This window comes from Streptomyces sp. SID5910, assembly GCF_009862125.1.
Classification (GTDB): domain Bacteria; phylum Actinomycetota; class Actinomycetes; order Streptomycetales; family Streptomycetaceae; genus Streptomyces.
In genome coordinates, this window is sequence record NZ_WWHX01000671.1 from 1 (window position 1) to 20,018 (window position 20,018).

Sequence of the window (20,018 nt, forward strand, 5' to 3'; positions counted from 1 at the left end):
TGCGGCCTTGGCGAGCCGGATGAGACAGCCGTCCTTCGCGGCGATCTCCCGGGCCAGCTCCAGCGCCGTGTCGAGCAGCAGCTCGCGCGGCACCACCCGCCACACCGAGCCGTGCCGGTGCAGCTCCTCGGCGGTGACGGTGCGCGAGGTGTAGTACAGCGCCCGCATCAGCTGCTGGGGGACCAGCCGGGCGAGATGGGTCGCCGCGCCCAGCGCGCCCCGGTCCAGCTCGGGCAGCCCGAAGGTCGCGTCGTCCGCGGCGACGACGGCGTCCGCGTTGCCGACCAGGCCGATGCCGCCGCCCAGGCAGAACCCGTGCACGGCGGCGACCACCGGGACCTCGCAGTCGTACACCGCGGCGAACGCCTCGTAGCAGCCGCGGTTGGCCCCGATCAGGGCGTCGTGCCCGGCCGTGCGCTGCATTTCCTTGATGTCGACGCCGGCGTTGAATCCGCGGCCCGCGGCCGTGAGCACCACGCAGCGCACCGCCGGGTCGGCCCCGGCGGCGCGGACCGCGGCGGCCAGGTCGTACCAGCCCCGCACGGGCAGGGCGTTGACCGGAGGGAAGTCCACGGTGACGACGGCGACGCCCTCACTGGGGGCGGAGGTGGAGACACCCATGAGCAGATCAGCTACCTTTCCACCAAACGTTTGTTAGGGGAAGGTAGCAGCGGATCCGCCGCTGCGGGAGGTGTCATGTGGCAGCGACCATCGATCTGTCCGGCTCCGTCGCCGTCGTCACCGGCGGAACCCGGGGCGTCGGCGCGGGGATCGCTCGCGCTCTGCTGGAGGCCGGCGCGCAGGTCGTGACCTGCGCCCGGAGGGCCCCGGACGAGCCCGTGGAGGCGGGCGGGCGCACGGCCCGCTTCCTCCCCGTCGACCTCCGCGACCCGGAGGCGGTCACCGGATTCTTCGAGCGGGTGAGGAGCGACCACGGGCGGCTGGACACCCTGGTCAACAACGCGGGAGGGTCGCCGTTCCGGATGCTCGACGACGGCGGGACCGAACGTCACGCCCGTGTGATCCGGCTCAACCTCCTCGCGCCGCTCGAAGCGTCCCTCGCCGCGTACGAGGTGATGTGCCGTCAGGAGGGCGGCGGGTCGATCGTGATGGTCGGGAGCGTCAGCGGCACCCGCCCGTCCCCGGGGACCGCGGCGTACGGGGCCGCCAAGGCGGGCCTGGAGAACCTCGCCCGTTCCATGGCCGTCGAATGGGCGCCCCTGGTCCGGGTCAACACCCTCGTCCTCGGCATGGTCCGCACCGAACTGTCCCGTCTGCACTACGGCGACGAGGACGGCGTCGCCGCCGTCGGCCGCACCGTGCCGCTCGGCCGGCTCGCCGAACCCGCCGACATCGGCGACGCCTGCGTCTTCCTCGCCTCCCGCCGCGCCGCGTACATCAGCGGCGCCGCCCTGCACGTCCACGGCGGAGGGGAACGCCCCGCCTACCTCGACGCCGCCACGGTCAACAACTGACCCGAACGCACAGCCTCTTCGTGAAAGGCAGGACACCCACATGACCACCGGAATCTGCGCCGGGCGCGTCGCCGTCGTCACCGGGGCCGGCCGCGGACTCGGCCGCGCCCACGCCCTCGCCTTCGCCGCCGAGGGCGCCAGGGTCGTCGTCAACGACCTCGGCGTCGGCCTCGACGGCACGGGCGGCACCGCCGGGCCCGCCCAGCGGGTCGCCGACGAGATCCGCGCGCTCGGCGGGGAGGCGGTCGCACACGACGGGGACATCACCACCACCGGCGGCGCGGCCTCGCTCGTCGCCACCGCGCTGGATGCCTTCGGCCGTCTCGACACCCTCGTCAACAACGCCGGTTTCCTGCGCGACCGCATGCTCGTCAATCTGGACGAGGACGACTGGGACGCCGTCGTACGCGTCCACCTCAAGGGTCACTTCCTGCCGCTGCGGCACGCCGTCGCGCACTGGCGGGCCGAGGCGAAGGCGGGCCGCGCACCGCGGGCCCGGGTGGTCAACACCTCCTCCGGAGCGGGCCTGCTGGGCAGCGTCGGGCAGGGGAACTACGCCGCCGCGAAGGCCGGCATCGTCGCGCTGACCCAGGTCGCCGCCGCGGAGGCGGGCCACTATGGAGTGCAGGTCAATGCCATCGCCCCGGCCGCCCGCACCCGGATGACCGAGACGGCGTTCGCCGACACCATGGCCGCCCCCGGGGACGGTGCGTTCGACGCCATGGCCCCGGAGAACGTCTCGCCGCTCGTCGTCTGGCTCGGCTCGGACGGCTGCGCCGGGGTGACCGGCCGGGTCTTCGAGGCGGAGGCCGGCCGGATCACCGTCATGGAGGGCTGGCGACCCGGCCCCACCGCCGACAAGGGCGCCCGCTGGACCCCGGCCGAGGCAGGCCGAACCACCCTCGCCCTACTGACCGACGCCGAGCCCCCACAACCGGTGTACGGGGCACGGTGACCCGCCCCTGCCGGGGGCTACGGGACACGGGCCCTGCATGGGCGGTCCATGACCGACCCGAGCCGTGTCCACGGAGGGCTCAGCCACCCCACCGGTCGGCGTCCACGGGGCACGGTCGCCCCGCCAGGCGGAGCCCGCGCCGGCACCGATTCGCCGCCCGGTCGGCGGGGTCTACGGGGAGCACGGCGGCCCCGCCCGTCGGTTCCACGGGGCACGGTGCCTCCGGACCCGGCGGAGCCCGCGCCGGCACCGATCCGCCGCCCGGCCGGCGGGACCTGCGGGGAGCACGGCGGCCCCACCCGTCGGCGTCCACGGGGCACGATGCCCCCGACCCGGCGGAGCCGCCCCGCCCCCCCCTTTCCCGGTCAGCGGGAACTCGCGCTCCCCACCGCCGGATCGCCCCGCCTAGCCTCCCCGGACAGACCACCGCACCGCAGAGGATCCCCATGCTCACCGACCCCCAGAGGCAGCACGCGGCGCGGATCCTGCGTGACGCCGAGCGCCTGCGTACGCCGGTCGACCCGCTGGCCGGGACCTTCCCGGAGATCGGCGCCGAGGACGCGTACGAGATCCAGCTCGTCAACATCCGGCACCGCCTCGCCGCCGGCGCCGAGATCCGCGGCCACAAGGTCGGCCTGTCGTCCCCCGTGATGCAGCGCATGATGGGCGTGGACGAACCCGACTACGGCCATCTGCTCGACGACATGGAACTGAGCCAGGACCGCCCCGTCGCCGTCTCCCGCTACTGCTTCCCCCGCATCGAGGTCGAGGTCGGCTTCGTCCTCGGCGCCGACCTGCCGGGCGAGGACTGCACCCCGGCGGACGTGCTCGCCGCCACCGAACGCGTCGTGCCCGCACTGGAGTTGATCGACAGCAGGATCCGCGACTGGCGGATCTCCCTCGCCGACACCATCGCGGACAACGCCTCCTCCGCCGGATACGTCATCGGCGAGGGCCGCGCCCCGCACGAGCTGGACCTCAAGGCGATCGACGCCCGCCTGACCGCCGGCGGCGAACTCCTGGCCGAGGGCCGCAGCGACGCCGTGCTCGGCGACCCGGCCGTCTCCGTCGCCTGGCTCGCCCGCACCGTGGCCCGCTTCGGCGTGCCCCTGAGGAAGGGCCACGTGGTGCTGCCCGGGTCGTGCACCCGGGCCGTCGACGTGACGGCCGGACAGACCTTCACCGCCGACTTCACCGGGCTCGGCCCGGTGTCCCTCTCGTTCGACTGAGGTGATGATGACCACCAGGACCAAGGTGAGTGCCGCGATCGTCGGATCCGGCAACATCGGTACCGACCTGCTGTACAAGCTGCTCCGCTCACCGCTCGTCGAACCGCGCTGGATGATCGGCGTCGACCCCGCCAGCGAGGGCCTCGCCCGCGCCCGCGCCGCCGGACTGGAGACCAGCCACGAAGGCGTCGACCGGCTCCTCGACCGCGACGAGCTGCCCGACATCGTCTTCGAGGCCACCTCCGCCCACGTCCACCGGGCGAACGCCCCGCGCTACGCCGAGCTGGGCATCAGGGCGGTCGACCTGACACCGGCCGCCGTCGGCCCCGCCGTCGTCCCGCCCGCCAACCTGCGCGAGCACCTCGGCCGGCCCAACGTCAACATGATCACCTGCGGCGGCCAGGCCACCATCCCCATGGTGTACGCGGTCTCCCGCGTGGTCCCCGTGCCCTACGCGGAGATCGTCGCCTCGGTCGCCTCCGTCTCCGCCGGGCCCGGAACCCGCGCCAACATCGACGAGTTCACCCGCACCACCTCCCGCGGCATCGAGACCATCGGCGGCGCCGGCCGCGGCAAGGCGATCATCATCCTCAACCCCGCCGAGCCGCCCGTCGTCATGCGCGACACCGTCTTCTGCGCCATCCCCGAGGACGCCGACCGGGACGCGATCACCCAGTCCGTCAAGGAGATCGCCGAACAGGTCGCCGCCTACGTGCCCGGCTACCGGCTGCGCGCCGAGCCGCAGTTCGACGATCCGTCCCCCGAGAACGGCGGCATGGCGCGCGTCGCGGTCTTCCTGGAGGTCGAGGGCGCGGGCGACTACCTGCCGCCGTACGCCGGAAACCTCGACATCATGACCGCCGCCGCCACCAAGGTCGGTGAGGAGTTCGCCACGGCGCTCCTCGCCCCCGGCGCGTAAGGAGCACCCCCATGCCCTACTCGGACACCCTCGACATCCGCGTCACCGACTCCTCGCTGCGCGACGGTTCGCACGCCAAGCGGCACCAGTTCACCGGCGAGGACGTACGGTCCGTCGTCGCGGCCCTCGACGGCGCCGGCGTCCCCGTGATCGAGGTGACGCACGGCGACGGCCTCGGCGGCTCGTCCTTCAACTACGGCTTCTCCAGAACGCCCGAGCAGGAACTGATCAAGATCGCGGTGGACACGGCGCGGCAGGCGCGCATCGCCTTCCTGATGCTCCCCGGACTGGGGGTCAAGGACGACATCCGGGCCGCCCACGGCAACGGCGCGAGCATCTGCCGCGTCGCCACCCACTGCACCGAGGCCGACGTCGCCGTCCAGCACTTCGGGCTCGCCCGCGAGATGGGCCTGGAGACCGTCGGCTTCCTGATGATGGCCCACGCGACCACGCCCGAGAACCTGGCGCGCCAGGGCCGCGTCATGGCCGACGCGGGCTGCCAGTGCGTCTACGTCGTCGACTCGGCCGGCGCCATGGTCATGGACGACGTCGCCGCCCGCGTCGAGGCCCTGGTCGCCGAACTCGGCGACGACGCCCAGGTCGGCTTCCACGGCCACGAGAACCTGGCCCTCGGCACCGGCAACTCCGTCGCCGCCGTCAAGGCCGGCGCCGTACAGATCGACGGCTCCACCCGCCGCCTCGGCGCCGGCGCCGGCAACACCGCCGTCGAGGCGTTCGTCGCGGTCTGCGCCAAGATGGGCATCCGCACCGGCATCGACGTACTGAAGATCATCGACGCGGCCGAGGACGTGGTCCGCCCGGTGATGGACGACGAGTGCCGGCTCGACCGGCTCGCCCTGCTGATGGGCCACGCCGGCGTCTACTCCAGCTTCCTCAAGCACGCCTACCGGCAGGCCGAGCGCTACGGCGTCTCGGGCGCCGAGATCCTGCTGCGCGCGGGCGAGCGGCGCCTCGTCGGCGGCCAGGAGGACCAGCTCATCGACATCGCGGTGGAACTTGCCGCACGGAACTGAGGCCGCCTGCCGCAGGCGGGCCGACACTGGAGGGACAAGATGACTGCTCTCAGCGACGAGGTCCGGGTCATCGACGCGGGCAGGCCGCCCGCCCGCTTCGCCCGGGGCTGGCACTGCCTCGGCCTCGCCGACGGCTTCAAGGACGGCGAACCGCACGAGATCGAGGCCTTCGGCACCAAACTGGTCGTCTTCCAGGGCCGGGACGACGGCGAGCTGCACGTCCTGAACGCCTACTGCCCGCACATGGGCGGCAACCTCGCGCACGGCAGCGTCAAGGGCGACGCCGTGGCCTGCCCGTTCCACGACTGGCGCTGGTCGGGCGACGGCCGCTGCGCCGGCATCCCCTACGCCCGCCGCGTACCGCCCCGCGCCCGCACCCGGGCCTGGACCACCCTGGAGCGCAACAAGCAGCTGTTCGTCTGGCACGACCCCCAGGGCAACCCCCCGCCGCCCGAGGTCACCATCCCCGAGATCGCCGGCGTCCACGGCCCCGACGCGGGGGAGTGGAGCGACTGGACCTGGCACACCCTGCGGGTCGAGGGCTCCAACTGCCGCGAGATCGTGGACAACATCGTGGACATGGCGCACTTCTACTACGTCCACTACGCCTTCCCGGAGTTCTTCAAGAACGTCTTCGACGGGCACGTCGCCACCCAGTACATGGAGAGCAGCCCGCGCGGCGACATGCAGCTGGGCACGCTCAGCGCCGGCCGGCTGCGCTCCGACGCCTCGTACTACGGCCCCTCCTACATGATCGACTACCTCTACAGCGACGTCGGCGGCGGCGTCGAGATGGAGATCGTCCTGATCAACTGCCACTACCCGATCGACGAGAACAGCTTCCTGCTCCAGTACGGGGCGATCGTCAGAAGGCTCCCCGGGATGACGGACGAGCAGGCCGCCGAGGCCGCACGGCTCACCTCCGAGGGCGCGACCGTCGGCTTCGAGCAGGACGTCGCGATCTGGCAGAACAAGACCCGCATCGACAACCCGCTGCTGACCGAGGAGGACGGCCCGGTCTACCAACTGCGCCGCTGGTACGAGCAGTTCTACGTCGACGTCGCCGACGTCAAGGACGAGATGGTCCGGCGCTTCGAGTTCGAGGTCGACACCGAGCGGGCCAACAGGGCCTGGCGCGCCGAGGTCGAGGACAACCTCGCCCGCCTGCGGACGCAGCAGCCGACCGAGCCAGGAGCCTGAGGTGCAGCCGGTGGAGTGCGCGACCTGCGGCAACCAGGTCCTGTGCGAGAAGTTCAGCATGGCCCACACCTCGGTGCAGTGGACCGCCGACGCGGCGGTCGTCTGCGCGGAGTTCCGCGACCGGGTGACCGCCGGCGGGAGCAGCGCCCGCATCCGCACCTGCCGGGCGCTGCGCGACAGCATCGACCTCGCGGTCGAGAAGGGCACCCTGGAGGTCGCCGATGTCCGAGCCGATGTCTGAGCCGACGACGGGGGCGACGACGGTTCCGGCGCCCGAGCCGTCGCCCGAGCCGGCGAACGGGCCGGCGAGTGGGCCGGCGAGTGGGCCGGCGAACGGGGCGCGCACGCACCGGCTGCGGGTCGTCGAGGTGATCGCCGAGACGGCCGACGCGCACTCCCTGGTGCTCCAGGCGCCCCCGGAGAGCGCCCGCTTCGCCTACCGCCCCGGACAGTTCCTCACCCTGAAGCTGCCCGGCACGGACGGAGGGGCCGCCGCCCGCTGCTACTCCCTGGCCAGCTCACCGCACACCGGCGAACCCCTGAAGGTCACCGTCAAGCGGGTGTCCGGCGGGTACGGCTCCAACTGGGTCTGCGACCACGTGAAGGCGGGCGACGAACTGGAGGCCCTGCCACCCGCCGGCACCTTCACCCCCGACTCCCTCGACACGGACCTGCTGCTCGTCGCCGGCGGCAGCGGCATCACCCCGGTCCTGTCGATCGCGAAGTCGGTCCTGGCGAGCGGGCAGGGCCGGCTCGCGCTGCTCTACGCCAACCGCGACGAGGCTTCGGTGGTCTTCCGCGACGAGCTGCGGCACCTGGCCGAGGAGCACCCGGGCCGGCTGCTGGTGATCCACTGGCTGGAGTCGCTCCAGGGGCTGCCCGTCGCGGAACGGCTGGCCGCCGCGCTGGCGCCGTACGCCGACCGGGAGGCCTTCGTCTGCGGCCCCGAGCCGATGACGGCCGCCGTCGAGGAGTGCCTGCGCACGCTCGGCACGCCGGACGGCCGGATCCACCGGGAGCGGTTCTTCTCCCTCGGCCCGGACGTCTTCGGCACCCCGGCCGTCCCGGAGTGCGCGCCGGCCGAGGGCGGCAGCACGGCGGACGTGGAGCTCGACGGCGAGACGCGCACGGTCGCCTGGCCGGCCGGCACCCCGCTGCTCGACGTACTGCTCGCCGCCGGCGTGGACGCGCCGTACTCCTGCCGGGAGGGCGCGTGCAGCGCCTGCACCTGCCGGGTCGTGACCGGCGAGGTGAAGATGCTCCGCAACGATGTCCTGGACGACCAGGACATCGCCGAGGGATACGTCCTGGCCTGCCAGGCCGTGCCCCTCACCGACCGGGTCGGGATCACCTACTCCTGACACCCCAGGGGAACACCGGAGGAACAGACCATGACCCGTACGTACCTGGTCACCGGAGCGGCCTCCGGCATAGGCAGGGCCACCGCGGACCTCCTGCGCGCGCGGGGGCACGCCGTCATCGGGGCCGACATGGCGGACGGCGACATCACCGCCGACCTGTCCACGGCCGACGGCCGGACCGAACTCGCCGCCCGCGCCCGCGAACTGACCGGCGGCCGTCTGGACGCCGTCGTCGCCTGCGCGGGCGTCGCCCACTTCGACCCGGTCACCATCGGGGTCAACCACTTCGGCGCCGTCGCCACCCTGGAAGGACTGCGCCCGCTGCTCGCCGCCGGCACCGACCCCCGCGCCCTGGTCGTCGGCTCGGTCGACTCCGTGCACCCGACCGACCCCGCGATCGTGGACGCCGCGCTCGCCGGGGACGAGGAGGCGGCGGTGACGGCGTCCCGGGCGGCCGTCGACCGCGGCGAGGGGCACCTCGTCTACTCCTCCTCCAAGGCCGCCGTCTCCCGCTGGATCCGCCGCGCCGCCGTCACCGGCGACTGGGCCGGCGCGGGCATCCCGCTCAACGCCGTCGCCCCCGGCGTCGTCGTCACCCCGATGACCCGGCCCATGCTGGACGACCCCGGCATGCGCGAGCTGGTCGAGCGGAGCGTGCCGATGCCGCTGCACGGACACGCCCGCCCCGAGCGGATCGCCCCGCTCATCGCCTGGCTGACCTCGCCCGAGAACACCCATGTCACCGGGCAGGTCGTCTTCGCCGACGGCGGTGCCGAGGCCGTCCTGCGCGGCGACCGCACCTGGTGACCCCACACCCCGAGGAGACGACCATGACCCCGCGCGGCATCGAGCGTTCCACCGTGCTCACGGCCACGCCGGACCAGGTGTGGGCGGCCGTCGGCGACTTCGGCGCCCTCGCCGACTGGCACCCGCACCTGCCGCCGTCCACCATCGAGGACGACGCCGATCCCGAACTGCCCGGCGCCGTCCGCGTGTTCGCGGTCGACGGCGAGATCGTCGCCCGCGAGCGCCTGCTGGAGCACGACGCCGGCGCCCGCCGGTACCGCTACGCCCTCCTCGATCCGCTGGTCCTGCCGGTCGGCGACTACGTGGCGACCCTCGCCGTACGCCCGCACGCCGACGGCGCCGAGGTCCACTGGTCCGCCGTGTACCGGGGCGCCGACGAGGTGGTGCCCGAGGTGGAGTCCCTGTTCGGCGACCGCACCTACGCCACCGGCCTCGCCGCACTGCACGCCCGCTTCGCCCGGCCCGGCGCCGGCCCCGCGGTCTGAGCCGCCCCGGGCCCGGCCCGACGCCGTGCGGCAACCGCCGCGGCTTCCCGCTCAGTGGGAGCGGCCCATGTCCGTCCCGGAAGGGCACGGCGTACGGTCCTGCCACGCCCGCCACCGTGAACCGAGAGAGGACCCTCCATGGCCGAAGACGTCCTGGCAGCGATCCGCGCCCTGGCCCCGGCACTGCGCGAACGCGCGGCCGAGGCCGAGGCACTGCGCCGCGTGCCCGACACCTCCGTCAAGGAGCTGGAGGACACCGGCTTCTTCCAGCTCCTTCAGCCCAAGGCCTTCGGCGGCCGGGCCGCCGACCCGCTGGTCTTCTACTCGGCCGTCAAGGAGATAGCCAAGGCGTGCGGCTCCACCGGCTGGGTCGCCTCGGTCCTCGGCATCCACCCCTGGCACGTCGCCCTGTTCGACCCGAGGGCCCAGCAGGAGGTGTGGGGCGAGGACCCCAAGACCCGCATCGCCTCCTCGTACGCCCCCACCGGCGAGGCCGCCCCCGTGGACGGCGGCTTCCGGCTCTCCGGCCGCTGGCACTTCTCCTCCGGCTGCGACCACGCGCAGTGGGCCCTGCTCGGCTGCCTCGTCCCGGACGCCGAGGGCAACCCGGTCGACATGCGGACCTTCCTCGTCCCCCGCACCGAGTACCGCGTCGACGACGTGTGGGACACCGTCGGCCTGCGCGGCACCGGCAGCAACGACGTGGTCGTGGACGACGTGTACGTCCCCGACCACCGTGCCCTCAGCTTCGGCCCGGTCACCGCCCTCAAGGTGCCCGGCCACCAGCTCAACGACGAACCGCTGTACCGGCTGCCGTACGCCGGCATGTTCACCACCACCATCTCCACGCCCATCGTCGGCATCGCCGAGGGCGCCTTCGACTCCTACGTGGAGACCACCAAGCGGCGGTTCCGCGTCTCCTACGGGCAGAAGGTCGCCGAGGACCCCTTCGCCCAGGTCCGCATCGCCCGCGCCGCCAGCGACATCGACGCGAGCTGGCTCCAGCTGACCCGCAACATCGGGGAGATGTACGACCTCGCCCGGCGCGGTGAGGAACTCTCCCTGGAACTGCGCACCCGCACCCGCCGGGACCAGGTGATCGCCACCGAACGTGCGGTCGGGGCGCTCGACCTGCTGATGGAGAACGCCGGCGGCAACGCCATGCGCACCGGTCCCAACCCCGTCCAGCGGGCCTGGCGCGACGCGCACACCGGCCGCGGCCACGCCGCCAACGACCCCGAGCGCGCCCTGCTGCTCCACGGCCAGGCGGTCCTCGGCCTGGTCGTCGACGACACGATGTTCTGACGGCACGTCACCTCCCGCCCACCGCACCGCGCCCCCCTCAACAGAGAGGCCCCTCATCATGGACATCCGCGCGCTCGGCTACCTCCGTCTGGAGACGACCAGGCTTCAGGAGTGGCGTACTTACACCCTCGACGTCCTCGGCATGGTGGAGGCCTCCGGCACCACCGAGGACACCCTGTGCCTGCGCATCGACGACCGTGCCTACCGCATCGTCATCCAGGCGGGTGAGAGCGACCGGCTGCTGGCGGCCGGCTGGGAGGTGGCGAACGCCGCCGCCCTCGCGACGGCCACCCGGGAGCTGGAGGCCGCCGGCTTCGCCGTCAAGACGGCCGACGCCGCCGAGCTCGCCGAGCGGCGGGTCCAGGGCCTCGTCCAGGTGACGGACCCCGGCGGCAACCCGCTGGAGATCTACTGGGGCCAGGCGCAGGACCACACCGCGCTCGGCACCCCGTACGGCAACCGCTTCGTCGCCGGCGACCTGGGTCTCGGCCATGTGGTGCTGCCGGTGCCCGACATCGAGGCGGCGCTGGACTTCTACGAGAACCTGCTCGGCTTCCAGCTGCGCGACTCGATGAAGCTGCCGCCGCAGGCCGTGCCGACGGCCACCCGGCAACGGGACTTCCACTGGATGCACTTCCTCAGCCCCAACCGCCGCCACCACAGCCTCGGCCTGTACCCCGGTGCGCTGCCCCCGGGCATCGTCCACTTCATGGTCGAGCTGGAGACCCTGGACGACGTGGGCCGCGGACTGGACCGTATGCAGGCCGCCGGCATCCCCATCGCCTCCAGCCTGGGGCGTCACACCAACGACCGCATGGTCTCCTTCTACGCCCAGGCCCCCGGCGGCTTCCAGGTCGAGTACGGGTGGGACGGCCTGCTCGTCGACCCGGACACCTGGGTCGCCAAGGAGATCACCGCCGACAGCTTCTGGGGCCACCACTGGAACGGATGACGGGCGCACCCCGTCCCTGAACCGAGCACCGCCGTCACCGATCCCGAAGGAACCCGCCTCCCATGCCGATCGACGTCGAGAAGGTGACCTCCGCCCCGCCCGTGCACGCCCCGGCGCGGTGGGACGACCGCGAGGTGCGGCTCTACCACCTGGCGCTGGGCGCGGGAGAACCGGAGACCGACCCGGCCGAACTGCGCTACGTCTACGAACGGCACGAGCGGGGCCTGCACGTGCTGCCGACCTTCGGAGTCGTGGCCGGCGGCAGCGGGGGAGTGGGCTTCCAGGTCTTCGGCCTGCCCGGCATGGACATCGACCTGGCCGCGGTGCTGCACGGCGGCCAGGAGATCACCGTGCACCGCCCGCTGCCCGCCGCCGCCCGGGCGACCACGGTCACCCGGGTGCCGGCCGTGTACGACAAGGGCACCGCCGCGGTCGTCGTGCAGGAGTCCACGCTCCTCGGCGAGGACGGCGAGCCGCTGATCACCCAGCGCAACCACATCTTCGTCCGCGGCGAGGGCGGCTTCGGCGGCGACCGCGGCCCCTCCGGCCGCCTGCCCGTACCGGACCGCGCGCCCGACCTGGTGGCCGAGATCCCGACATCCCGCCGGCAGGCGCTGCTCTACCGGCTCGCCGGCGACTGGAACCCCCTGCACGCCGACCCGGACACCGCCCGCCGCGCGGGCTACGACCGGCCCATCCTGCACGGACTGTGCTCCTTCGGGATGGCGGTCAAGACCGTCACCGACCGTCTGCTCGGCGGGGACCCGGCCCGCGTCACGGGATGCCGCACCCGCTTCGCCGGGGTGTTCTTCCCCGGCGAGACCCTGCGCCTGCGCGTGTGGGAGACCGGCGACGGCCACCGGCTGACGGCCACGGCCGCGGAGCGCGACGACGCCCCTGTCCTCACCGACGCACGGCTGACCGCCGCACCAGAGAGGACCACACCTTCGCATGAGCACTGACATGGGCACTGAATGGGACCACTCCTACGACGTCGTCGTCATCGGGTCAGGCGCCGCCGGCATGACCGCCGCCATCACCGCCCGGCTGCGCGGACTGACCGCCCTCGTGGTGGAGAAGACCGAGCTGTACGGCGGGACGACGGCCCTGTCCGGCGGCGCCATCTGGGTGCCCGGCAACTTTCACCTGGACGCCGCCGGCCTCGCCGACACCCCGGAGAAGGCGCGCGCCTACCTGGACGCCACCGTCGGCGACCGGGTCCCCGCCGCCCGCAAGGACGCCTACATCGAGCACGGACCGCGGATGGTGCGGGAGTTGCACGACCGCACCGCCGTCAGGTTCGTCTACACCCCCGGCTATTCGGACTACTTCCCCGAGGAACTCGGCGGTTTCCCGGAGGGCCGCTCCGTCGAACCGCTCGTCTTCGACTTCAACCGGCTCCCGGCCGGACAGCGGGCCGCCATGCGACGGGCCGGGCTCCCCACCTACGGCCTCACCATCACCTCCAAGGACTTCCGCCACCTGAACATGGTGCGGCGCACCTGGACCGGCAAACTGACCTCGGCCCGGGTCGGCGCGCGCGCGGTCGGCGCCCTGCTCTCGGGCCGCAAGCCGATAGCGCTCGGCGAGGCCCTGATCGCCCGGATGCGGCACTCGCTGGCCGTCCTGGGAGGCGACCTGTGGCTGTCCGCCCCGCTGACCGCGCTGGTGGAGGACAACGGCCGGATCACCGGCGTCCGGGTCACCCTTGCCGGCCGGGAGGTCACCGTACGGGCGACCGGCGGCGTGGTCCTCGCCTCCGGCGGCTTCTCGCACAACCAGGCACTGCGCGAGAAGTACCTCCCGGCACCGACCTCCGCCGAATGGAGCGCCGCACCCGAGGGACAGAACGGCGACGGACTTCAGGCGGGCATGGCCGTCGGCGCCGCCGTCGACCTGATGGACAGGGTGTGGGGCGCCCCGTCCGTCGTGATGCCGGCGGCCCCCGGCGAAGAGCCGCGCGGTAGGCCGTTCTTCCTCGTCGCCGAGCGCGGCATCCCGGGCATGGTCGTCGTCGACTCGGCGGGCGAGCGCTACACCAACGAGGCCGCCCCCTACCACCAGTTCGTCGACGCCATGTACGCGGCCGACCGGCCCGGCGCGAGCACCGTCCCGTCCTGGCTGATCCTCGACGCCACCGCCAAGTCCCGCTACCTCTTCATGGGACTGTTCCCGGGACAGCCCTTCCCCCGGCCGTGGCTGGACGGCGGCCTCGTCAAGAAGGCCGGGACGGTGGAGGAACTGGCCGCCCGGATCGGTGCCGCGCCACGACGGCTGCGGGCCACCGTGGACCGCTTCAACGGCTTCGCCCGCGCCGGCCGCGACGAGGACTTCCACCGCGGCGACAGCGTCTACGACCGCTACTACGGCGACCCGACCCTGCCCAACCCCAATCTCGCCCCGCTGGAAAAGGGACCCTTCTACGCCGTCCCGGTGCACCCGGGCGACATCGGCACCAAGGGCGGGCTGGTCACCGACGCCACGGCCCGCGTGCTGCGGGAGGACGGCACGGTGATCGAGGGGCTGTACGCCTCCGGCAACGTCTCGTCCGCGGTCATGGGCGCCACGTATCCGGGGCCCGGCGCCACCATCGGCCCCGCCATGACGTTCGGCTGGCTCGCGGCCGGCCACATCGCGGGCGGGCAGAGCATCCGTAGCCGATAGACGCCCGGATTGGCCCGGAAGAGAATTTCCTCCGTTCGGGTTCCGGGCCAATCCGCCGCCCCTCCGGGGCCGGATTACCCACGTGAGCGACGAAGAGAAGGAACCGCGGACCCCCCGGGGCCGGACACGGCTCGGACTGGGCGCGCTGTGCGGTCTGCTGGCCGGCGGCGCCTCGCTCGCCGTGGCGGAGCTGGTGGCGGTGGCGGTACGCCCGCAGGCCGGCCCGGTCGTCGCGGTCGGCGGCGCCGCCATCGACCGCACACCGGTCGCCGTGAAGGACTGGGCGATCCGCACCTTCGGCACCGCCGACAAGCTGGTCCTCCAGCTGGGCATCCTCGCGGTGCTCGCGCTGTTCGCCGTGGTACTCGGCCTGCTCGCGACCCGGCACCGGCGGACCGGCGCCGCGGGCGTCCTGCTCTTCGGCGCCGTGGGAGCGGCGGCGGCCACCGGCCGGCCCGACTCCACGGGCCCCACCGACGCGCTGCCCTCCGTCCTCGGGGCCGTCGCCGGAGCCGTACTCCTCCACTTCCTCGCCGGACGGCTCCCCGCACCGCCCCGGCGGGCACCGCACGCCCAGGACGAGGGCTGGGACCGCCGCCGCTTCGTCGTCGCGGCCACCGCGGCCGCCGCGGCCTCCGCCGGAACCGGCGTACTGGGCCGGGTCCTGACCGGCGCCGACGGCCGGGAGGCCGCCGCCTCCCGCAAGAACATCGACCTCCCGCCGCCCGGCTCCCGCGCCCCCGCGGTGCCCCGGCGGGCTCAGGTGAGGGTGGCCGGGGTCAGCCCGTTCATCACCCCCACCGGCGACTTCTACCGCGTCGACACCGCCCTCGTCGTGCCCAAGGTCGACGCCACGTCCTGGCGCCTGCGCATCCACGGCAAGGGCGTCACCCGCGAGCGGACCCTGACCTTCGACGACCTCCTCGCACGCGAACTCGTCGAGCGCGACATCACGTTGACCTGCGTTTCCAACGAGGTCGGCGGCCCCTACGTCGGCAATGCCCGCTGGATCGGCGCCCGGCTCGACGACCTGCTGAAGGAGTGCGGTGTCCGGCCGCCGTCGGCGGGCGGCCCCGCCGACCAGCTGGTCGCCCGTTCCGTGGACGGCATGACCATCGGCAGCCCCGTCGAGGACGTCATGGACGGCCGCGACGCGATGCTCGCCGTCGGCATGAACGGCCGGCCGCTCCCCTTCGAACACGGCTTCCCCGTCCGCATGCTGGTGCCCGGCCTGTACGGCTACGTGTCCGCCTGCAAGTGGATCGAGGACATCGAGCTGACCACGTTCGACGCCTACGACGCGTACTGGGTGAAGCGGGACTGGGCGCGCGAGGCGCCGGTCAAGACGCAGTCCCGGATCGACACGCCCAAGCCCTTCGCCCGGCCGAAGACGGGCACGGTGATGGTCGCCGGCGTCGCCTGGGCCCAGCACCGCGGCATCGACAAGGTCGAGGTCCGCGTCGACGACGGGCCCTGGCGGGAGGCCGTGCTCGCGGCCGAGGACTCGCGGGACACCTGGCGCCAGTGGTCCTACGCCTGGCAGGCCGCGAAGGGCGGCCGCACCCTCACCGTCCGCGCCACCGACCGCGCGGGCGAGACACAGACCGAGAAACGCACCCGGACCGTCCCCGACGGTGCCAGCGGATGGCACTCCGTCGTGGTGACCGTCGAGTGACCCACAGACCATCCCCTCCCTTTTCCCGGGCGGCAGCAGCCGCCGCGTTCAACAGGAGAAACACCATGATGCACACCCGTGTCCGCCGTATCGCCGTCACCGTGGCCGCCGCCGCCGTCCTGCCGCTCGCGCTCAGCGCCTGCTCCGACGACAGCAGCGACGGGGCGTCGGGCTCCGACAGCAGGACGTCGGCGTCCGCGTCCGCCTCGGACGACGGCATGACCGACCCCGGCACCGGCGCCTCCGCGATGGACGAGCCGTTCGGCCCCGCCTGTTCCTCGGTGCCCAAGGAGGGCGCCGGTTCCTTCGACGGCATGGCCAAGGACCCGGTGGCCACCGCCGCGTCCAACAACCCCGCCCTGTCCACGCTGGTGACCGCGGTGAAGAAGGCCGGCCTGGTCGACACGCTCAACAACGCCGAGAACATCACGGTGTTCGCGCCGACCAACGACGCCTTCGCCAAGATCCCGAAGGCCGACCTCGACAAGGTCCTCAACGACAAGGCCATGCTCACCAAGATCCTCACCTACCACGTCGTCGGCCAGAAGCTCGCGCCCGCCGACCTGGAGAACGGCTCCTTCGAGACGCTGGAGAAGTCCAAGCTGACGACCTCCGGCTCGGACCAGGCCTACACGGTCGACGACTCCGCCAAGGTCGTCTGCGGCAACGTGAAGACCGCCAACGCCAACGTGTACATCATCGACACCGTCCTCATGCCGAAGAGCTGACGTCCCGCCACCGCCGGGCTCCCGTGAGGGCGCCCGGCGGTTCCGTGATGCGATCGGTACCAATGCGTGGGCGTTCCGCTCCCGGAACTGTGGCTTCCGCCACAGCCAGGGCGATCTTGCCCTGGTGAGATCACCGGATGCTCGGTTTCCTCCTCCGTCTCCTGCCCTTCTGGGTCCGGGAGCCCCTGCTCATCGTGGTCGGGTCCGTCTTCGGCGTGCGCATCATGTATCTCGCCGTCCACGACCGCGCATGGGCGCCCGCCGGGATCGGCGCGGCGTTCCTCGTGTTCACCGCGGTACGCGTCCACACGGTGGTCAAGGCCCTGCGCGCACGCCGGAATCCGGGCCCGGCGACCGCCGCGGACGAGCCGGCGACGCCCGCCGCCGCACCACCGCAGCCGCAGGTCCAGCAGCAGCCGCAGACCGCGGCGGCGCAGGCTCCCGCCCCCGCCCCTGCCGCTCCCGAGAAGGAGCCCAACGTGTGGGGCCAGGCCGTCGCCGCCGTGGCCGTCTTCGCGGCACTCGGGGCCGCCCTCTGGCTGGGCCCGGAACTGCTGCCCTCCGACAACACCGCCGCGTCGGGGCCCGCCTCGTGTACGAGCGGCGAGCACGAGGAACTGCCGAGCGCCTACACGAAGACGCCCCGTCCCGTGACCGGCGAAGAAGTGTGCGAGGCGCTCAACCGCTCCGACCTGGCCCAGCTCCTCGGCACGCCCGCGGAGACCGCGACCACGGCGTCCGGCACCAACGGCACGGCTCCCCTGACCGACGAGAAGGTCGCCCAGCCGGAGGCCACGGTCGAGTTCGACACGTACACCGTGAACGTCTCGGCCACGTACAACCACCTGACGATCGCGCAGTACGTGAAGCTCATGAAGTTCGGCGAGGAGACCGACGTCAGGCCCCTCTCGGTCCTCGGCCGGCCCGCGGTCCTCTCCTCGGACCACACCATGAAGATCGAGATCAACCTCGGGGGCGGCTCCTCCGGCGGCCCGGTCGAGCAGGGCCCCCTGGCCAGGACGCTGACCGTGGCCTTCGACGGCAAGGACCGGGGCGGCTACTTCGACATCACCGTGTGGAGCGAGTCCGGGGCCCTCCCCGACGACAGCGCCCTCCTCGCCATCGCCGAGAAGGTCCTCCCGGAGGTCCCGGCGCGGACCGTGTGACGCCCGGGCGGGCCCGCCGGGGCCCGCCGGCCGAATACCAGACGGCCCGTCACCGGACGGGCCGTTCCCGTAAGAATGACCCGATTCCCTCCGCAACGGAGCAATCCGGCCAACATCCCGTCGTTTTCCCCGGGCGGCCAACCGACCCCGGGGCCCGCTCCTCTCACAGCCCGGGCACAGCAAGCGCCCCTCAGTCTCCTTCTCACAGCACCGGAGGACGAGGGAACGATGACCAGTACGCGCACCACCCGGCTGCGGCGTCCGCTGCTCGCCGGCACCACGGCCGTCGCCGCCTTGGCCGTGACCGCCGGGCTCGTGGCCGCCACGTCGGAACCGGCGAAGGCCGCGACGGGGCCCAAGCTGAGCCTCATCGCCGCGACCAACTCCATCACGCTCACCTCCTGGAAGGAGGACCCGGGCGTCTACCTCGACCTCGGCACCTACCTCACCGCCGAGGGGACGCCGCTGGAGCTGAAGGTCACCCGCAAGTCCTACAAGGACCCGGTGACCGTCACCCAGACCGTGTACGAGGGCGGCAAGGCCAAGACCAAGGCGCTGCCCAAGGGCACCGTGAAGGACTTCTCCGGCCTGCCCGGCTTCGCGGAGATCACGGTCACCGACAAGGCGGGCAAGAAGGTCCTCACCCGCGCCGAGGACTTCTGCCCCAACAACGCCAGCGGCCGGGTGCGCCCCGACGCGCCGGCCACCTCCAAGTATCCGGAGAGCTGCCCCACCAACCCGTTCACCCTCGGCTCGGTGTGGGGCGTCGAGAAGGGCTGGGCCGCCAACACCTACGCCGGTTCCTACACCGACGCGGTCAAGCTGCCCGCCGGCACGTACACCGCCAAGGTCGGCGTCGCCAAGAAGTACCGCGACCTGTTCGGCATCGCCGACAAGCCGGCCACGGTGAAGGTGACCGTGCAGGAGCGGAGCTACGAGGACGAGGAGGGCGCCGCCGCGCCGGTCTCCCGCTCCGCACGGTCCGCCGAGACCGGCGAGCACGCCGGGCACTCGGGGCACGAGGCCGGCGGGCAGGCGCCGTCCGGGCACGCGGGCCACGGCCCGGGACACGCCCCGACCCCCGCCCAGGCCGCCGCGCCGGTGACGAGCGGCGCGGGCGCCTCGTACAACGTGGGCCACGGCCCGCTGAAGGCGGCGCCCCCGGCGCTGCCCTGGGCGGTGAAGAAGGAGCAGGCCGCACGCGCGATGCGGATCGGCGACACCGGCGGCCAGACCGACGGCTCGCGCAAGGCACCGGCGCTGAAGCCGCTGTCGAAGCGGCCCACCGGCAAGGCCACCGTCCCGGACGTCCCCAAGCCCGACCTGCGCTCGCTGCCGGCCTACGGCATCGTCATCAGCGACGGTGAGCAGGACGTCCCCGGCAAGGACTACCTGGCCTTCAGCGCCAACGTGTGGAACGCCGGCCCGGCGCAGCTGGTGGTGGACGGCTTCCGTACGCCCGGCAAGGCCAAGATGGACGCCTACCAGTACTTCTACGACGCCAAGGGCAAGCAGGTCGGCTACACCCCGACCGGCACCATGGAGTGGGACCCGCGTCCGGGCCATGTGCACTGGCACTTCACCGACTTCGCCAGCTACCGGCTGCTGAAGGCGGACAAGAAGGAGGCCGTCCGCAGCGGCAAGGAGGCCTTCTGCCTGGCCAACACCGACGCGGTCGACTACACGGTGAAGAACGCCAACTGGCACCCGTTCAACACCGACCTGGCCACCGCCTGCGGCCAGGAGAACTCGATCTCCGTCCGCGAGGTGCTGGACGTCGGCTCCGGCGACACCTACACCCAGGACCTGCCGGGCCAGTCCTTCGACATCACTCAGGTCCCCAACGGCACCTACTACATCCAGGTGCTGGCCAACCCGGAGAAGCGGCTGAAGGAGACCAGCCTCGACAACAACAGCGCGCTCCGGAAGATCGTGCTCGGCGGCAAGCCGGGCAAGCGGACGGTGACCGTGCCGGCGCACGAGCTGGTGAACGCGAACTGACCGCACACCGCACGGCTCACTGAGGCACTGCACAGGGCCGGCGACCACGTCCAGTGGCCGCC

The 20,018-nt window shown here is 72.9% G+C and carries 19 protein-coding genes; 18 read left to right on the plus strand and 1 reads right to left on the minus strand.

Annotated elements, in window-relative coordinates; translation table 11 throughout:
- Positions 1-621: enoyl-CoA hydratase family protein (locus GTW67_RS23450; RefSeq protein ID WP_161166777.1), on the minus strand; the 621-nt coding region annotated here is incomplete at its 3' end.
- A 77-nt stretch (positions 622-698) separates the two neighbouring features.
- On the opposite strand from GTW67_RS23450, the gene GTW67_RS23455 reads away from it, so the two are divergent.
- From GTW67_RS23455 to GTW67_RS23540, 18 genes are all read left to right on the plus strand, one after another.
- Entirely contained in the window at positions 699-1,475 is a 777-nt protein-coding gene (locus GTW67_RS23455) for an SDR family oxidoreductase (RefSeq protein ID WP_161166778.1), read from the plus strand.
- A gap of 40 nt (positions 1,476-1,515) precedes the next feature.
- Positions 1,516-2,430 (plus strand): SDR family oxidoreductase, encoded by a 915-nt coding sequence (locus GTW67_RS23460; protein ID WP_161166779.1) that lies wholly within the window; start codon positions 1,516-1,518, stop codon positions 2,428-2,430.
- Between the two features lie 446 nt (positions 2,431-2,876).
- Positions 2,877-3,659, plus strand: coding sequence for a 2-keto-4-pentenoate hydratase (locus tag GTW67_RS23465; RefSeq protein WP_161166780.1), 783 nt, complete (start codon positions 2,877-2,879; stop codon positions 3,657-3,659).
- A gap of 7 nt (positions 3,660-3,666) precedes the next feature.
- Positions 3,667-4,578, plus strand: a complete 912-nt coding sequence (locus tag GTW67_RS23470) for an acetaldehyde dehydrogenase (acetylating) (protein WP_161166793.1) — start codon at positions 3,667-3,669, stop codon at positions 4,576-4,578.
- A gap of 11 nt (positions 4,579-4,589) precedes the next feature.
- Positions 4,590-5,612, plus strand: coding sequence for a 4-hydroxy-2-oxovalerate aldolase (gene dmpG / locus GTW67_RS23475; protein ID WP_161166781.1), 1,023 nt, complete (start codon positions 4,590-4,592; stop codon positions 5,610-5,612).
- Positions 5,613-5,651: 39 nt separating this feature from the next.
- Positions 5,652-6,812, plus strand: a complete 1,161-nt coding sequence (locus GTW67_RS23480) for a 3-ketosteroid-9-alpha-monooxygenase, oxygenase component (protein WP_161166782.1) — start codon at positions 5,652-5,654, stop codon at positions 6,810-6,812.
- A 1-nt stretch (position 6,813) separates the two neighbouring features.
- Positions 6,814-7,053 (plus strand): hypothetical protein, encoded by a 240-nt coding sequence (locus GTW67_RS23485; RefSeq protein ID WP_161166783.1) that lies wholly within the window; start codon positions 6,814-6,816, stop codon positions 7,051-7,053.
- Positions 7,046-8,173, plus strand: a complete 1,128-nt coding sequence (locus GTW67_RS23490) for a ferredoxin--NADP reductase (RefSeq protein WP_161166784.1) — start codon at positions 7,046-7,048, stop codon at positions 8,171-8,173. The genes GTW67_RS23485 and GTW67_RS23490 overlap by 8 nt, the downstream gene beginning before the upstream one ends.
- 30 nt (positions 8,174-8,203) lie before the next feature.
- Positions 8,204-8,980, plus strand: a complete 777-nt coding sequence (locus GTW67_RS23495; RefSeq protein ID WP_161166785.1) for an SDR family oxidoreductase — start codon at positions 8,204-8,206, stop codon at positions 8,978-8,980.
- 23 nt (positions 8,981-9,003) lie between these two features.
- A complete protein-coding gene (locus GTW67_RS23500; RefSeq protein WP_161166786.1) occupies positions 9,004-9,465 on the plus strand; it encodes an SRPBCC family protein in 462 nt (153 codons plus the stop codon).
- Between the two features lie 138 nt (positions 9,466-9,603).
- Complete coding sequence (hsaA, locus tag GTW67_RS23505) at positions 9,604-10,770, plus strand: 3-hydroxy-9,10-secoandrosta-1,3,5(10)-triene-9,17-dione monooxygenase oxygenase subunit (RefSeq protein ID WP_161166787.1); 1,167 nt, start codon at positions 9,604-9,606, stop codon at positions 10,768-10,770.
- 58 nt (positions 10,771-10,828) lie between these two features.
- On the plus strand, positions 10,829-11,722 hold the full coding sequence (locus GTW67_RS23510) for a VOC family protein (protein ID WP_161166788.1): 894 nt from the start codon (positions 10,829-10,831) through the stop codon (positions 11,720-11,722).
- Positions 11,723-11,784: 62 nt separating this feature from the next.
- Entirely contained in the window at positions 11,785-12,684 is a 900-nt protein-coding gene (locus GTW67_RS23515) for a MaoC/PaaZ C-terminal domain-containing protein (protein ID WP_161166789.1), read from the plus strand.
- Entirely contained in the window at positions 12,674-14,386 is a 1,713-nt protein-coding gene (locus GTW67_RS23520) for an FAD-dependent oxidoreductase (protein WP_237518996.1), read from the plus strand. The genes GTW67_RS23515 and GTW67_RS23520 overlap by 11 nt, the downstream gene beginning before the upstream one ends.
- A gap of 82 nt (positions 14,387-14,468) precedes the next feature.
- A complete protein-coding gene (locus GTW67_RS23525) occupies positions 14,469-16,061 on the plus strand; it encodes a molybdopterin-dependent oxidoreductase (protein WP_161166790.1) in 1,593 nt (530 codons plus the stop codon).
- Between the two features lie 68 nt (positions 16,062-16,129).
- The gene (locus tag GTW67_RS23530) at positions 16,130-16,789 is read left to right on the plus strand and encodes a fasciclin domain-containing protein (RefSeq protein WP_161166795.1); all 660 of its coding nucleotides are present in this window, start codon (positions 16,130-16,132) and stop codon (positions 16,787-16,789) included.
- Positions 16,790-16,926: 137 nt separating this feature from the next.
- Positions 16,927-17,955 (plus strand): DUF6215 domain-containing protein, encoded by a 1,029-nt coding sequence (locus tag GTW67_RS23535; RefSeq protein WP_161166791.1) that lies wholly within the window; start codon positions 16,927-16,929, stop codon positions 17,953-17,955.
- A 228-nt stretch (positions 17,956-18,183) separates the two neighbouring features.
- Positions 18,184-19,956 (plus strand): lysyl oxidase family protein, encoded by a 1,773-nt coding sequence (locus tag GTW67_RS23540; RefSeq protein ID WP_161166792.1) that lies wholly within the window; start codon positions 18,184-18,186, stop codon positions 19,954-19,956.
- Positions 19,957-20,018: the final 62 nt, after the last annotated feature.

Coding starts and splice junctions, on each gene's coding strand:
- GTW67_RS23480 (WP_161166782.1), top strand. CDS start 5,652: ATGACTGCTCTCAGCGACGAGGTCCGGGTCATCGACGCGGGCAGGCCG.
- GTW67_RS23495 (WP_161166785.1), top strand. CDS start 8,204: ATGACCCGTACGTACCTGGTCACCGGAGCGGCCTCCGGCATAGGCAGG.
- GTW67_RS23470 (WP_161166793.1), top strand. CDS start 3,667: ATGACCACCAGGACCAAGGTGAGTGCCGCGATCGTCGGATCCGGCAAC.
- GTW67_RS23515 (WP_161166789.1), top strand. CDS start 11,785: ATGCCGATCGACGTCGAGAAGGTGACCTCCGCCCCGCCCGTGCACGCC.
- GTW67_RS23460 (WP_161166779.1), top strand. CDS start 1,516: ATGACCACCGGAATCTGCGCCGGGCGCGTCGCCGTCGTCACCGGGGCC.
- dmpG (WP_161166781.1), top strand. CDS start 4,590: ATGCCCTACTCGGACACCCTCGACATCCGCGTCACCGACTCCTCGCTG.
- GTW67_RS23535 (WP_161166791.1), top strand. CDS start 16,927: ATGCTCGGTTTCCTCCTCCGTCTCCTGCCCTTCTGGGTCCGGGAGCCC.
- GTW67_RS23510 (WP_161166788.1), top strand. CDS start 10,829: ATGGACATCCGCGCGCTCGGCTACCTCCGTCTGGAGACGACCAGGCTT.
- GTW67_RS23500 (WP_161166786.1), top strand. CDS start 9,004: ATGACCCCGCGCGGCATCGAGCGTTCCACCGTGCTCACGGCCACGCCG.
- GTW67_RS23490 (WP_161166784.1), top strand. CDS start 7,046: ATGTCTGAGCCGACGACGGGGGCGACGACGGTTCCGGCGCCCGAGCCG.
- GTW67_RS23465 (WP_161166780.1), top strand. CDS start 2,877: ATGCTCACCGACCCCCAGAGGCAGCACGCGGCGCGGATCCTGCGTGAC.
- hsaA (WP_161166787.1), top strand. CDS start 9,604: ATGGCCGAAGACGTCCTGGCAGCGATCCGCGCCCTGGCCCCGGCACTG.
- GTW67_RS23540 (WP_161166792.1), top strand. CDS start 18,184: ATGACCAGTACGCGCACCACCCGGCTGCGGCGTCCGCTGCTCGCCGGC.
- GTW67_RS23520 (WP_237518996.1), top strand. CDS start 12,674: ATGAGCACTGACATGGGCACTGAATGGGACCACTCCTACGACGTCGTC.
- GTW67_RS23530 (WP_161166795.1), top strand. CDS start 16,130: ATGCACACCCGTGTCCGCCGTATCGCCGTCACCGTGGCCGCCGCCGCC.